The following is a 14,239-nucleotide window of genomic DNA, read 5'->3' as shown; positions in this document are numbered from 1 at the left end:
CCCACCCCCTTGCTAAGCATCTAGAATGTATCTAGATGGCCGATCAGAAGACTCCCGGCAGCGCATCGAAAGAGCCTGCAAAAAAGCCCGCGCAAGACGACGAAGTCGTAGGCAAGGTCTACGACGGTCGCCTGATGCGGAGGCTGCTCACCTATCTCCGCCCTTATAAGCTCCAGGTCATCCTCTCTGCTATCGCCATCCTCATCAAGGCTGCTACGGATGTCATGGGACCCTACCTGGTGAAGGTCGCGGTCGACACGTACATGACAGACACGCCGCCGGCGCAGCTCTCCTGGCTCGCGCGTCACCTCGATCCCTCCGCCATCACCGGCATTACCCAACTCGCCATGATCTACCTGGGAGCTCTGGTGATCACCTTCGGCCTCGAGTTCGTGCAGACCTACCTGATGCAGTGGACCGGGCAGAAGATCATGTTCGACCTGCGCAGCCAGATCTTCCGTCACCTGCAGCGCATGTCGCCCGCATTCTTTGACCACAATCCCGTGGGCCGGCTCGTCACCCGCGTCACCTCCGACGTCGATGCCCTCAACGAGATGTTCACCTCGGGCGTCCTCGCCATCTTCGAAGACGTCTTCGTCCTCGCCTTCATCGTCATCATCATGCTGCGCATGAGCTGGCCGCTGGCACTGCTCACCATCTCCGTCATCCCGGCCATCCTGTATGTAACGAAGATCTTCCGCAAGCACGTCCGCGACAGCTACCGCCGCCAGCGCTCCGCTACAGCGCGAATCAATACATTTACCCAGGAGTACGTCTCCGGTATGGCCATCGTGCAGCTCTTCAACCGCGAGCGCCGCGCCTTCGACGACTTCTCCTCTGTCAACGCCGAAAACAAGAAAGCGTGGAGCGACGCCATCTTCGCCTACGCACTCTACTACCCCATCGTCGAGTTCCTCAGCTCTACCGCCATCGCCCTTGTGATATGGCGGGGTGGAATCAGCGTCCTTCACACCCACACTTACACCTGGCTGTCCGATCACCTCTACCTCCCGGCTGCAGGCGGCCCCGCGCACTGGAGTCTCTTCGGCACCGTCACCCTGGGCATTCTCATCGCGTTCATCCAGTACGCACAGCGCTTCTTCCGTCCCATTCAGGACCTCAGCGACAAATACAACATCCTTCAGGCAGCCATGGCCGCAGCCGAGCGCGTCTTCAAGCTCCTCGACACCAGCTCCGAGATCGTCTCCCCCGCGCATCCCACGCCCGGCGATAACTCCGGCCGCGTGGAGTTTCGCAACGTCTGGTTCACCTACCAGAACCTCGATGAGCATCAGATAGCCCGCATTCAGGCCGCTACTCCCGAAGAGCTCGGGTCCTTCGCCGACATCGAGTGGATCCTTCGCGATGTCAGCTTCACGATCGAGCCCGATGAGACTGCCGCTATCGTCGGCCACACTGGCGCCGGAAAGACCACCATTACCGGCCTGATGATGCGGTTCTACGACATTCAGCGCGGCGAGATCCTTGTCGACGGCGTCGACGCGCGCCAGCAGGACCTCACCACCCTCCGCCGTCGGTTCGGCGTCGTCCTGCAGGACCCCTTTCTCTTCACGGGAACCATCGCCGATAATGTCCGCCTCGGGTCTACATGGATTACCGACAAAGCACTGGAAGAGGCCTGCGACGAGGTCAATGTGGGCGACTTCATTCGCTCGCTTCCGCTCAAGTTCAAGGAGCCTGTGCAGGAGCGCGGAGCCACTCTTTCCACCGGCCAGAAGCAGCTCATCAGCTTCGCCCGTGCGCTTGCGCACGCGCCACGCATTCTCATCCTGGACGAGGCCACCAGCTCCGTCGACACCGACACCGAGCTTCGTGTCCGCGTGGCCCTCTCGCGCATGATCACCGGACGCACCTCCATCCTCATCGCGCACCGTCTCTCCACCATCCAGCGTGCGGACACGATTCTGGTCATGCACAAAGGACAGCTGCGCGAACAAGGAACCCATCAGGAGCTTCTCACCCAGCGGGGTCTCTACTGGAAGCTCTACCAGCTCCAGTACAAGGATCAGGAGCTTGGCACAGGCACCGGCGTCGATGCTCCCCTCGAGCCACTCAGCGCGGACTAGCCGCCCCGCCCTCGTCTTCAGAACCCCGTACGGCCGCCTCTGGTCCGGCCAGCCTCTTTGCCCACTCTGCGACTGGCCCCCAGTAGGCCTCGGAAGCACCGAAGATCGGTGCGTTATGTTCCAGTCCATTCACGATGATCGCCTCTCCCCGGTCGCCGCAGGCCTTCACGAGCCGCTCGGCCATCGAAAGCGGAAAGAGCCGGTCGCCATCGCTGTGAACCACCAGCACCGGGACCTTGAGATGGCATACTGTCTTTTCTGTCGACCAGAGATCCGCCGCCACCGAGGTCAGCCATCCCGGCAGTCCCGCCTCCGTTGCAGCCTCTCGTAGCGAAGAAAACCCTTCGCACAGGATGACTCCTTCAACGCGCACACGCTCCGCAATGGCGACGGCCACTCCTGTCCCAAGCGAGAATCCAAGGAGAAAGATAGCTCCTGCGCCGCGGCGGACAAGTTCCGCGCAGGCAGCGATGGCATCCTGCTCGCAATGTGCCGGGCGTGCCCTGCCCCTGCTTGCGCCGAACCCCGTGTAGTTGAAGACCAGCGAGGAGATCCCCATCTCTCGCAGCAGGAGTTGAACATCGCTCCAGTATTCGACCCGCTCACCGATGCCATGACAGATCAGAAACGTGGGAGCGTTCGCGCCGGCTCTAACATGAACGGCGGAGATCCACCTGCCCTCGCTCTTTAGCGAGAGCCTCTCCTCTTCGAATGGAAATCCCTTGAGCCGTTCCGCCATTCGCCCGTTCAATCTGTCGCGAAGCAACAGGCTCCTGCTCGCGACAGTCAGCAGGAAAGAGATAACGCTCTCGCGCACCTGTCCGCTATTTCCCTGAATCCCCGCCACGCCTCGTTGCACCTCTTCCCCGAAGAAGATTCCAGTCTTTCCCCATTGTCAAGCCCTGTCTGCACCTAAATGACTCCAGATCAAAGACATACATGTGCCGATTCGGTGCCGCACACCCGCTATACTTAATTTGAGCAAACCACGAGTACCCAGCAGCCGAGGCACTCCTCGCAGGGACGACGGGGTACCGATCTAAGTCGTTTCGTTCGAAGATTTTGCGCGATAAGTTATGGGTGGCTACTCGTACCGTAACGCTTCGATAGGATCGAGGTTCGCCGCCTGGATCGCCGGGATCATCCCGCTGACGATACCCACCAGGACGAGTACCGTGGTCGCCACAATCACAATGTTAGGCGAGATCAGCAGGTAGATATCCGCCCCACTCGCGTTGGTGGCGATGGCGCTGTAGAAGGTAATTCCGCCTACCACCTTGCTCACGGCAAAGGCGAGCAGGATGCCGCCGAGTCCGCCGACGCCTGTGATGACCAGGGCTTCAGCCAGAAATTGGAAGAGAATATGCCGCTTGCGAGCGCCGAGCGCCTTCTCGACGCCGATCTCGCGCGTCCGCTGCTGCACACTCACCAGCATGATGTTCATCAGCCCGATGCCTGCGATGCCAAGCGTCAGCACACCGATGAACAGCAGCAGAGCCTGCAACCCGAGCGAGATAATGCGGAACTGCGCCAGTTGCGACATGATATTCGCCACCCACATCGCGTTCTTGTCCGTGGGACGAAATCCATGCGCCGCTCCCATCTGGTTGCGCAAGGCACGCTCCACCGCCATATGATCCCCGTGATAGTTCATCCAGATCCCGTCGAGATATTTGGTGTCCTTGATGTCGCCCATCGTGGGAAACGGAATATAGCTGACCCGGTTGATATTGTCGTCGCCCTCCTGCATCTTGGGCTTCAGAACGCCGATCACCTCGAAGTTGATGCCATTGATCCGGATCTTCTGTCCAAGCGGAAATATGCCCGAAAACAGCTTCGTCTTCGCCTCCGCCCCGATGACGGCGACATGATTGCGCTGCTGCATGTCAGCCGCGGAGATGAATCTGCCCTCGTCGATCTGCATGTTCATGATGTCGGAGAGCTCAGGCGTGACTCCATCGACCTCCCACGTGTAGGTGTGCAGGTCGTTCTGCACCGGTACCTGTTTCCAAAGCATCGGCGAGACGTGGAGGATCCCTGGCACGGTCTCCTGGATGCGCTCCACATCGTCCTGTTTGAACCGCACCTTGATACCGGCTTTCGCTCCTCCGGCCTGCTCGCTGGTGGTTCCGGGAAAGACACCGATCATGTGGGTTCCCCACTGCGCAAAGATCGCCTCGAAGGCGCGGCCGAAGCCCGCCCCATAGGCGAGCAGGAGAACGACGGTTGCAATCCCCCACGCCATGCCGACGATGGTGATCGTGGTACGCCGGCCGTTGAACCGCATGGCCTCCATCGCCTGCAGGAAGATGTCTTTGAACATCGAGCTACTCCTTGCGCAGCGCTTCGACGGGTTCGAGCGCGGCGGCTTTGCTTGCAGGGTAAAGCCCGGCGACAACCCCGCACAGGACCAGGGTTCCCATCGCCATCGCCGCGGACCAGGGTACCAGTCGCGGAGGATCGAAGCCCATCTGATTGTTTCCCATTGCCTTGCCGAGCAGGAACATCAGAGTTCCAGCTCCTACAATTCCGATCATCCCGCTCAGGCCGGTCAGCATCAGACCCTCAAGAAAAAACTGCGTGAGAATGCTGCGGTTGGTCGCGCCCAGCGCCTTGCGAAGCCCTATTTCCTTGGTCCGCTCCGTGACCGTAACCAGCATGATGTTGATGATCCCGACCGCTCCCAGAGCGAGCGTGACGATTCCTACACCGCCGAGAAAGACGTCCATCGCGGTAAAGATCAGCCCAACGGTTCGCTCGGACTTGATGGTGTCCCACTCTTCGAAGGCATCTTTAACACTGGCATCGAAGCCGTGCCTCTCCGCGATCACGCGATGAACCTCAGCCTTCGCGGTCTCGTTCAAATCAGGAGTGGACGGCTGGTATTGAATGGAGCTGACCGAGTCCTGCGGAATATTCTCCCCGGTCATAGGAAACAGCTCAAGCATCGTTGACAGTGGAATGTAGAGACGCTGATTGTCCCCATCGTTGTTGCCGCGACCGATCTTCTGGGCAACACCGATCACCTGAAACCTGGCTCCGTTGATTGTAATGAAGGCGGCCAGCGAAGGCCTTCCCGGAAAGAGCAACTTGTTGTTCTTCTGTCCAAGGACAACGACCCTTCTACGCTGGGCGACGTCATCGGAGTTCAGGAAGCGGCCCTGGTCAACCGGGATATTTCGGATCTCCGGGTAATTTGCCTGGACTCCCATGACGGAGCCGCCGGAGCTTGAAAATTCGCTCACCTGCTTCAGGTCGCCCCGATTAATAAAGGCGGTCACATTTCGCACGTGCTGGGCCTGGCTACGAATCGCCTCGGCATCTGCCACCGTCAGCTTGTACGGCCTCATGCCGGTGTGCTGATTTGGCATCGCGGGGATCGTCCCGCCCCAGGTCATGATGACATCCTGACCGAGCTGTGCCAGCCCTCGGCGTTGGCCGGAGCGGAAGCCTTCCCCCAGACCGATAAGCAGAAGGAGGGACGCCACTCCCCAGGCAATCCCGAACATGGTCAGGAAGGAGCGCAGCTTATTGGCCCCGATGGAGCGAAAGACCTGGGCGAAGATGTCCAGAAGAGCGCGCATGACGATACTTTGACCTAAGATATCTCTCTTCCGATACGTAAATTGATAGAAAAGAGTTCCCATTGTGACGAAAGACCCGAAAAGGGCCTGTCACCGGCCACGGAGGGGTAAATCTCTCTAAGCCAGGTTCTTAGTAAGGACTGAAATATCGGGATCCAGCATGGGGAGTGGCGAAACCCCCAAAGATCGCAGAAAAACCTGGATGGAATGGAGAATGGCGGGATCAATCCCCGGGGGATGGAGAACCTGTACCGTGCCTTGCTTCACAAGCTCTCCCCGGACTGCAACGCAGCGATCGGGCCGATAGACGCAAGAGGCAAGGTCGGTAATGCTCAGTGCCAGGCTGGGTGTGCAGAGGATTGTCTTCGGAGGTGCCATCCGGTCGATCATGCTGAAGATCTCGAGCTTCGACTCCAGCTCGTCCGGAACAAAGTCGATCACTATGTCGGCTTCTCGTACGGCCTCTTCGACGGTGGAGGCAAGTTCAAGAGCGCCGTAGCCTCCGCGCAGACTGAGATCGGAGTATTCGATCTCTGCTTTTCGGAGGTTGGAGGGCATGACGTCTTCGAGGACAACGTAGAAGCCGGCGGCCGCGCAGGCCATGGCAAAGGTCCGGCCCGCCTGCCCTGCTCCGATCACGGCTACGATCCGGATCGGGTGGCCGGATTGCGGACCGGCTTTTTCGGTCATTTCTTTCCTTGCACCGCTGCGAGTACGGAGTCGTAGCTGGGATCGGCACGCTTGATGTGATCGGCTACCCGCTGCCGCTCTTCCTCGGTCAGTGAAGGCAGGACCGCGAGGATGCGCCGCAGCGTCACCGAGATATCGTCAACGTAGTTCATGGTACGGATGGCTTCGCCAGAGAGAGGCATGGATGCTCCTGAGTTTGAGATTACGTTCTCAGTCTAAACGTTCTGGGCGGCCTCTGCCGTATGGCTGACGATCGGGACAGGCTCGGGCTTTGGGGGAACGTACCCGTCTCGATCCGTCATCTCCATCAGATCTGCTAATTGGACTGCAAAGTCCGGATGAAGCGCATCCGATTGGTATCTCCATGACCAGTTTCCATTGGAAGCTGACGGGATGTTCATCCGCGCCTCGCTTCCAAGGTGCAAGACGTCTTGAAGGGGAAAGATACAGATGTTCGCCACCGAGCGAGCGGCGGCACGCATAAGCGCCCAGACGACATCTCCATCGTGACGTATGGGCTGAAGGTAGGTTTGAAGATGCCTGCGCTCGAGCTCGCTTATGTCGTCCGTCCACCATCCAAGAGTCGTGTTGTTGTCGTGGGTGCCCGTGTAGACAACGGTATTGGGCACGAAGCTGTGGGGCAGATGCAGGTGACTGCCTCGATCGGAAAAGCCGAACTGAAGTACCCGCATTCCCGGCATCTGGAACTGTTCTCGCAGTTCATCGACCTCCGGGGTGATCAGCCCCAGGTCTTCGGCGATAAATGGGAGCTCGCCGAAGACGTTCTTCAAGTGCTTAAAAAGCTCGACGCCCGGAGCTTTAACCCAGACACCGTTGACCGCGGTTTCTTCTTCGGCCGGAATCGACCAACAAGCCTCAAACCCTCGGAAGTGATCGAGCCGGATCATGTCGTAGAGGGTGAGCGAGCGGCGAATTCGTGCCACCCACCAATCGAAGCTGCGTTCGGCAAGCGCCTGCCATTTATAGAGTGGATTGCCCCAGCGCTGACCGGTCACGGAGAAATAATCAGGCGGTACGCCCGAGACTCGCAAGGGCCTGAGCTCGTCATCGAGGTCAAAGACCTCAGGATTGGTCCATACGTCAGCACTGTCGTAGCTGACGAAGATGGCCACGTCGCCCAGGATACGAATCTCTCGTTCTGCGCAGTACTTTCTTAACGCACACCATTGTTCGTCGAAGAAGAATTGAATGACCTGTTCGATAGCCAACTGGTGACCATAGGTATTCAGTGTTTCGCTCATCGCGTCGTCTCGACGATGGGCGAACTCCTCCGGCCAATGATTCCAGGCGGCAAAGTCAAACCTGCGTCGGAGAACGCTAAACATGGCATAGTCGGCAAGCCAGGAGATGTTGCGCTGGGAAAACTGCTGAAATCTCTCCCTGGCCTGTTCTGGAGCATGCTGGAGAAAGTTATCTGCTGCCTCCACAATCAGGGGGATCTTTTCAAGAACGGCTCGGTCGAAGTCCACCGCACCGTCGTGGCCTGCCAGACCAGCAATACGCTCCCGGGAAAGCCAGCCATCCTCTGCCAGCTTCTCCAGACTGATGAGCAGCGGATTGCCCGCGAAGGCCGAGAGCGCTGAATAAGGGGAGCTTCCATATCCGGTGGGACTGAGCGGGAGCACCTGCCAGAGCCGCTGTTTGGCCTGGACCAGAAAGTCTACAAATGCATACGCGGCTGGGCCGAAGTCTCCTATACCACCGTAGGAAGGCAGCGACGTTACATGCAACAGGACCCCGGACAATCGCTGCTCATTGATCACCTCACCACTCATCGCAACCCCTTTTGTGATTGATGCCCTTCTCTACTATAGGAGGAGGCCGGCAATCGCCGGTCGTTTGACTCGTCTGATGCCAAAAATCAAGGGCCCGTCCATTGGAGGAACAGGCCCTGTAGGTGGGTTCAAGCTTGCGGAGGGATTCAGTTGCCGGCGGGCAATGAAGGCGCCGCGGCCTGACGCTTCGAATACCGGATCGCGCCGGCATCCTCATACTTCTTGGTCAGATTCCCCACATAAACGCGGAAGAGTTCCTCGCGCTGCGAATTGACCAGCTGCTCGCGAGTCTGATCGAAGTTTTTGGCAATGTCCTCGGCAGTCGGCTCCTGCTTATCAGTCACTGCGAGCACGACGCCTGCCCGTCCGAGGTTAATCGGTGCTGAGATTCCGCCTTTGTTCAGGGTGAAGGCGACTGAGGCGGGTCCTGCCATGGAACCGATCTCGGGAACCTGTGTGTCGCGCGCGACCAGATCGCTCGTCTTTACCGGTATCTTCATCTCGTCCGCTGCCTTTTTGAGATCGTTGAGAACCTTCGCGCGATCATCAAGCTTGGCGAGCTGCGTGTTCAGAAGAAGCGGCACCTGCTGCTCGCGATAGTCGTCGAGGATGTGTGTCTTGTACTCGGCAAAGGCCGGGGCATGGGCAGCCTTGATATCCGTCACCTGAAAGACCGCAAATCCGTCTCCGGTCGAGACCGATGCCGGATCCGCACCCTTGACTACAGAGAAAGCCTGGGTAAGGAGAGCCGAGGCATCCGAAAGTCCGGCGATCACACCATCCTTGGCGACGTAGTCTGTGGCAACGGCGTGCAGACCACGTGATGCAGCAGCTTTCTCCAGGCCGTTCTTCTTCGCATCTGCAGCAAGCTGTGAGGCGTAGGTCTGCTCGGCAGCTCCGACACGCTGCTGTTCAAGGATGGGAACGATCTCCGCCTTTACTTCGGTGAGCGGCCGCAGGTGAGCGGTCTTTTTCTCTTCAACCTGCAGGATGTGATAGCCGAATTGCGTCTTGACTACGTCGGAGGTCTGTCCCGGCGCAAGCGTGAAGGCCACCTTGTCAAATTCGGGAACTGTGCGGCCGCGGTCGAGCCAGCCCAACTCACCGCCCTGGGGCTTGCTGCCCGGGTCGTCGGAGTTCTTGCTGGCCAGATCGGCAAAGTTTGCTCCGCCCTTGATCTGCTTCAACAGATCGTCGGCCTTGGCCTTTGCCGCCGCGTCGGTCTTACTATCGGCTCCGGAGGGAACCGCGATCAGGATGTGGCGTACCTTCACCTGCTCCTTCACCTGGAACTGCGCCTGATGCTGGTTGTAGTAGGTCTGCACCTCAGAGTCAGAGATCTGAGGCTTGCCTCCGGGCAGATTGGAGGCATCGAAGGATACGTACTGAATCTTTCGGGTCTCAGGAATGGCGGTTGCGTAGCGAGCCTGATTGTCCTTAAAGAACTTCTCAAGATCGGCGTCAGATGGGTTGATTGTCTTGCGCAGGTCATCTGCCGAGATGACTGCATAGTCGAACTTAGCTTTTGTGCCCTGGGCTTTGTAAGCCTCGCGAACCGCCTTATCGGAGACGCTTACCCCACCTGTGATGAGAGCCTGCAGCCGCTGCAACTCCATGTCGCTCTTGATCTGTGATTCGAAATCAGCGCGACTCACCTGGAAGAAGTTCTGAACAAAGTTCATGTAGGCGTCGTCGCCGATGTACTTGCCGGCCGGGAACAGATACTGCGCGAATGGTCCGGTTTCCAACTCACGGCGCAAATCTTCATCGCTGGCCTGCAGATTGAGGCGATCGGCCTCATGTTTCAGGATCTGTCGTTGGACCAGAATCTGGCCCGCCCGCTGCGACATATAAGGCAGCAGAAACTCCGGCAGATGCTGCTGCTGCAACTGCCGGGAAGCAAGCTGATTGACTTCCGTCATTTTTACGGTGGAGCTGTCGATGCCGAGCTTTCCCAGCAACCCCGGCTCTCGTACCGTGGCGAAAGCATTTGCATCGTTCACCGAAGAGTTGTCAAAGATACCGGGAACGAGCGTGATCACCATGGTGACGACTGCAAAACCGATGATGACAGCAAAGAGAATCTTCGTAATGCGGTTGTCCTTTTGCAGAATACGAATCATGCTTGACTGAAGACCTTCACTTTAAAACGCCACCGTCAGATACGGATGTGCGGACGCCCGGAATTTGCGAAGCCAGAGCATGCACCATTCACGGAGCCGCACTGGATGCAGGGCAAGCTATAAGTATAAATCACGGGGAGACTGGATTTCTGATCTCCCCATGGACGAGTGCCAATTGTAATGATTCCAGATGGCTACCACAAAAGGCAAAAAGAGACAGGCACACGATTTCTGGGCCTGTCTCTTTTGAAAATCTTAGCGGTAGTTGCGGTAGTAAGGATACGTGTACGGGTAATAAGCCGGCCCATAGTAATTGGGTGGCGGTGGTGGTGGATAGTACCGCCGCCTCATCGACTGCGCACCCGCTGGAGGTGGGGGCAGGCCGGCTCCTAGCCTGTCGAGTTCAGCCTGTGAGACTGTCATCAGGGCGCTCTGTTGAGCCAATCGGAACGACAAAATTGCCTCGGACGGAACCGCCGCTTCGCCCTGATGCGAGGCGGAAGAGAGGCCGAGGCCAGCAATGGCGCCAATTCCTGCTCCCAAGAGAGCTCCGGGACCACCACCGGCGATCGCTCCTATGGTTGCACCGGCAGCTCCAAGCCCGACAGTCGTTCCTACGGTCTGACCTGTCTTGTCGTACCCCTGGTGCGACCACGACTCCGTAACCAGAGGATAGGGATGGCCCTCCAGGCTCACCTGAGACAGCTCAAGGGCGATTCCGCCACGTCCTCGCAGGTCGCCTCCAGGCTGTGTGTCGGATACATGTCCCTGGACTGCTGCTCCTCGTGGAATCGCAACCATGCCTTCTACCAACACATCGTTAAGAACAACACCCTCAAAGGGAGCTCCCGGTTGCGTATGACGACTATCCATCGCCTGATTGATTCTCACGCGAATCATCGTTCCTACAGGAACAATGACTGATCGATCCGCCTGTTGTTGCACCCTATAAGGCTGGCGAGGAACAGTCGGATAACCAGGCGCGGTCTGCGAAGGCGGCTGTGAATAGGGAGGATAACCACCCTGCTCCTGGGAACGCTCAATCGGAGCCGGAGGGCCTTGGGGGGTGGCTGGTGCGGGAGCCGACTGAGCCTGAGGAGGATAAGAGGGCTGATAGACGCTAGAATCGGCTGAGCCAGCCGATGGTGGAGGCGGGGGTGTTCCCTGCTCCGTCTGATCTACGGTCGCTTCGGCAGGCTGCGCCCCCCCCGTTGGGACCGGAGCAGGCGTTCCGATGGTCAACTCATCAACAACCTTCTTGACTCCGGCGGTATTGGCCACCAACTGCTCGGCTTTATCCCGCAACGCTTCCGACTCTACTGATCCACTTAGAGTCACGGTGCCGTAGACAGTCGTCGAACCAATCGCCTGATCGGCCAACTCGGGAGCGCTGGCCAGGGACTTTAAAACATTGGCCTCAATCTGAGCATCTGACACTGGCTTATCCTGCGCAAAGCCAGTCGTTACCAAACCCGCAACGAGCACCACACCGCCTAGTCCTCTCAACCAGTGCCTGTCCTGCCTCATACTTCCTCCAACGAAACATCAACAATTCATAAAACGTATTCCAGCAAAAAAAGTTACGCTTCAGCAGCAATCAACTTGGCAAAGCAATGGACAGGCATTCGCACGAGTTGACCCTATGTGACAGGAGCGTTATATTTGAGAAGCGGGGTGGAGCAGCCCGGTAGCTCGTTGGGCTCATAACCCAAAGGTCGTAGGTTCAAATCCTACCCCCGCAACCATTTAGCCGAAAGGCCACCCAGAATAACCCACCCAGTCAGCGACCTCAAAACGCGCGGTGGGTTTTATTGTGTTTACAGGGTCCTTTTCACGGTTATGCGCTCCTCAGTGCCATCCTGACCACCTTGCTGTTCGCCTCACGCTTGGCGCCCATCAAAGCGTTCCCGTAAATGTTCATCGTGGTCGCGACCTGGGCGTGGCGCAACACCTCTGCTGCGCCACGACAGGCGCTCCGGTGTCGTCCAGCCACGACCGGTAGGTATGGCGGAAGGTATGCCACCCCACCCCGTCGTACTTCCCGGCTGCATCCCAGCTCCGAAGAGCCGTCACAGAGGATTGAGTTTGTGTTCTCTGCCAGTCCCGAAACAATTCGTAGAGAGCCTCGGGAGTGTGATCTCCTTCGCTCAGTCGGCAACATGCAGGACCTGGCAGGTTGCGCATTTTGTTCATCCTGTTGATTTCGGCAGTATTTTATGCTGCCGAAGTCCTGCGTTTCTTCCGCAGGCACGAAGTCTCTCTGTTGCCGATCCACGGCAAGCAAATACGCGACCATCTTCCGCGCTACGGCAAGTGTCGCCCGATTGCTATTTCCTTTTTGTCTTTCCTGGTCATAAATCACAGCCAGTTCGTGGCTCTGTCTCGGCGCCAGCTTCGCAGCCTCTACCAAAGCACGCTGAATATGCTTGTTACGCTGCTTCGACAGCGGCATACGCATCACCTTGTCGGCCGAGCTCCGTTCATCTCCGCAGAGGCCGCAGTAGCTGATGGCCTGCTTGATCGAGCGGAAGCGTGAGACATCCCCGATTTCCAGAGCCCACGTCAGTGCAGTGATCGGACCCACGCCAGGAACCGTTCGGAGTCGTTTGATCCGGTCGGCCAACACCGGATCGCGCTGGAGAGAGTTGACCAGGGCGTACTCGGTCTTTTGACAGCGCTCGATCGTCTCCCGGCTGAGCTTCAACAGCGGCCGTATGCTCGGAGTAACCTCCTTGCTCGCGGAGAGCAATTCCCGGAAGTAACTCACCTTGTGCAGCCGTTGCTTGTTGTATTCCACACCTGTCTCCATCAGCAGTCCTGAGACAAGGTTCTTCATCTGCACCATCTGCCGCACCAGCAGATGCCGGTACCTCAAGGTGCGTCTTCGATCCCGTATCTCTGCGGGCATCATGTGGCACTCCGGGAGGAAGTTGCATCTCAGGCAGTCGGCGATCTTGCTGGCATCGATCTGGTCGTTCTTCTTCTTGGCTGCAGCAATCGCGCGCAGCATCAATGGATGTGCCACCTTGATCTGGGTGCCATGCGGCAGCAGGTGATCGTAGATCCAGCCGCTGAAAATCGTCGCCTCCATCGCAACGGTGCACGGCTGGGGCAGAGTCTTCATCCAACAATCCAGCTCGCGTCGGGTTGACCCGACCTTGCCTTCTTGCTGTATCCGGCCACTCACGTCCTTCACGCAGTAGCTGATCGTCTTCTTGTGAACTTCCAATCCGATATAGTTCATAGTCGTCATCGAGGAGCCTCCGTGGTTGTTCTCTGAATCAGCTTCACCGCTGAGTTCAGCTTATGCAACACCACGTGCTCCTCGATGACTAACATTCAAACAATTCAGGAGTCGGGCCGGTTCTTTGATAGACGCCACTGCAGGGAACCTCCTCAATGAGCGCGTTGGCCTGTTATCAACAACTGAAAGAACGTAGATCAACTGTGGGATAAATCGCCATATCACTCAATGATAGTGACGCTTACTGCCCAGCCGATTCGGCAGTGGCTACCTACGCTGGTCATCTCAGGAGAAATGATACCGCCGGAATCGTCTCGCTCCTTTACGGGCTGAACCTGTATGTCTCCGATTTGACAGTCAAAATCATGCCGGCATTCCTCCCGGGGTAATTCATGAGCAGCACTAATTGGTAATCGGCATATCAAGGCATTCATAGAGTGAGAGTGAAGCTGCTACATTTCTCACACTCCAAACCTCGCGCCGAATACGAAGCAGATGTTGCCTTACGCGCCGAATAGAATGACTGTGTGCAGCTATGCCGCCCAGTTCGCATCTTCGTTTACGTTTGCGTTCTCTTATGTTCAAAGGAACGAACATCGGCTGGATTAGCTCCGAAACAGCGAGTCATCCAGTATTCCCTCACGCAATGGGGCCACCGTGATGGTCTGCCGTCCACAACCGTCTATGCCGTCGCCCAAACCAGAGATGGCTTCCT

The 14,239-nt window shown here is 57.8% G+C and carries 10 protein-coding genes, 1 tRNA gene and 1 pseudogene; 3 read left to right on the top strand and 9 right to left on the bottom strand.

Annotation, left to right across the window (positions count from 1 at the left end; translation table 11 throughout):
• Positions 1–35: 35 nt before the first annotated feature.
• Complete coding sequence (locus BDD14_RS02635) at positions 36–2,087, top strand: ABC transporter ATP-binding protein (protein WP_130417445.1); 2,052 nt, start codon at positions 36–38, stop codon at positions 2,085–2,087.
• On the opposite strand, the gene BDD14_RS02630 is transcribed toward BDD14_RS02635, so the two are convergent.
• From BDD14_RS02630 to BDD14_RS02595, 8 genes are all read right to left on the bottom strand, one after another.
• Complete coding sequence (locus tag BDD14_RS02630; protein ID WP_130417444.1) at positions 2,074–2,934, bottom strand: alpha/beta hydrolase; 861 nt, start codon at positions 2,932–2,934, stop codon at positions 2,074–2,076. The two genes, BDD14_RS02635 and BDD14_RS02630, sit on opposite strands and share 14 nt — an antisense overlap.
• A 237-nt stretch (positions 2,935–3,171) precedes the next feature.
• Positions 3,172–4,410: an ABC transporter permease gene (locus BDD14_RS02625; protein ID WP_130417443.1), complete on the bottom strand. Its 1,239-nt coding sequence runs from the start codon at positions 4,408–4,410 to the stop codon at positions 3,172–3,174.
• Positions 4,411–4,414: 4 nt separating this feature from the next.
• Complete coding sequence (locus BDD14_RS02620; protein WP_130417442.1) at positions 4,415–5,671, bottom strand: ABC transporter permease; 1,257 nt, start codon at positions 5,669–5,671, stop codon at positions 4,415–4,417.
• A gap of 117 nt (positions 5,672–5,788) precedes the next feature.
• Positions 5,789–6,361: a 3-hydroxyacyl-CoA dehydrogenase NAD-binding domain-containing protein gene (locus tag BDD14_RS02615; RefSeq protein ID WP_130417441.1), complete on the bottom strand. Its 573-nt coding sequence runs from the start codon at positions 6,359–6,361 to the stop codon at positions 5,789–5,791.
• Complete coding sequence (locus BDD14_RS02610; protein ID WP_130417440.1) at positions 6,358–6,543, bottom strand: hypothetical protein; 186 nt, start codon at positions 6,541–6,543, stop codon at positions 6,358–6,360. Before BDD14_RS02610 ends, BDD14_RS02615 begins: the two co-directional genes overlap by 4 nt.
• Before the next feature lie 33 nt (positions 6,544–6,576).
• Positions 6,577–8,157 carry a 4-alpha-glucanotransferase gene (gene malQ, locus BDD14_RS02605; RefSeq protein ID WP_242617685.1) on the bottom strand — a complete coding sequence of 527 codons (1,581 nt, stop codon included), beginning with the start codon at positions 8,155–8,157 and terminating at the stop codon, positions 6,577–6,579.
• Positions 8,158–8,303: 146 nt separating this feature from the next.
• On the bottom strand, positions 8,304–10,280 hold the full coding sequence (locus BDD14_RS02600; protein ID WP_130417439.1) for a peptidylprolyl isomerase: 1,977 nt from the start codon (positions 10,278–10,280) through the stop codon (positions 8,304–8,306).
• Between the two features lie 255 nt (positions 10,281–10,535).
• Complete coding sequence (locus BDD14_RS02595) at positions 10,536–11,807, bottom strand: BON domain-containing protein (protein WP_130417438.1); 1,272 nt, start codon at positions 11,805–11,807, stop codon at positions 10,536–10,538.
• 141 nt (positions 11,808–11,948) lie between these two features.
• Here BDD14_RS02595 and BDD14_RS02590 point away from each other — a divergent pair.
• Positions 11,949–12,025: transfer RNA gene (locus tag BDD14_RS02590), tRNA-Met, on the top strand.
• Positions 12,026–12,117: 92 nt separating this feature from the next.
• Here BDD14_RS02590 and BDD14_RS02585 read toward each other — a convergent pair.
• The gene (locus tag BDD14_RS02585) at positions 12,118–13,533 is read right to left on the bottom strand and encodes an IS110 family RNA-guided transposase (RefSeq protein WP_207231675.1); all 1,416 of its coding nucleotides are present in this window, start codon (positions 13,531–13,533) and stop codon (positions 12,118–12,120) included.
• 518 nt (positions 13,534–14,051) lie between these two features.
• On the opposite strand from BDD14_RS02585, the pseudogene BDD14_RS34245 reads away from it, so the two are divergent.
• Positions 14,052–14,225: pseudogene (locus tag BDD14_RS34245) on the top strand (hypothetical protein); the annotation flags it as partial.
• Between the last annotated feature and the right edge of the window lie 14 nt (positions 14,226–14,239).

The organism is Edaphobacter modestus, assembly GCF_004217555.1.
GTDB classification, from domain to species: domain Bacteria; phylum Acidobacteriota; class Terriglobia; order Terriglobales; family Acidobacteriaceae; genus Edaphobacter; species Edaphobacter modestus.
This window is presented reverse-complemented; position numbering and strand designations above follow the sequence as displayed.

Excerpts from the sequence above, each read along its gene's own strand:
- BDD14_RS02635 (WP_130417445.1), top strand. The coding sequence starts at position 36 with ATGGCCGATCAGAAGACTCCCGGCAGCGCATCGAAAGAGCCTGCAAAA.
- BDD14_RS02625 (WP_130417443.1), bottom strand. The coding sequence starts at position 4,410 with ATGTTCAAAGACATCTTCCTGCAGGCGATGGAGGCCATGCGGTTCAAC.
- BDD14_RS02620 (WP_130417442.1), bottom strand. The coding sequence starts at position 5,671 with ATGCGCGCTCTTCTGGACATCTTCGCCCAGGTCTTTCGCTCCATCGGG.
- BDD14_RS02615 (WP_130417441.1), bottom strand. The coding sequence starts at position 6,361 with ATGACCGAAAAAGCCGGTCCGCAATCCGGCCACCCGATCCGGATCGTA.
- BDD14_RS02610 (WP_130417440.1), bottom strand. The coding sequence starts at position 6,543 with ATGCCTCTCTCTGGCGAAGCCATCCGTACCATGAACTACGTTGACGAT.
- malQ (WP_242617685.1), bottom strand. The coding sequence starts at position 8,157 with ATGAGTGGTGAGGTGATCAATGAGCAGCGATTGTCCGGGGTCCTGTTG.
- BDD14_RS02600 (WP_130417439.1), bottom strand. The coding sequence starts at position 10,280 with ATGATTCGTATTCTGCAAAAGGACAACCGCATTACGAAGATTCTCTTT.
- BDD14_RS02595 (WP_130417438.1), bottom strand. The coding sequence starts at position 11,807 with ATGAGGCAGGACAGGCACTGGTTGAGAGGACTAGGCGGTGTGGTGCTC.
- BDD14_RS02585 (WP_207231675.1), bottom strand. The coding sequence starts at position 13,533 with ATGACGACTATGAACTATATCGGATTGGAAGTTCACAAGAAGACGATC.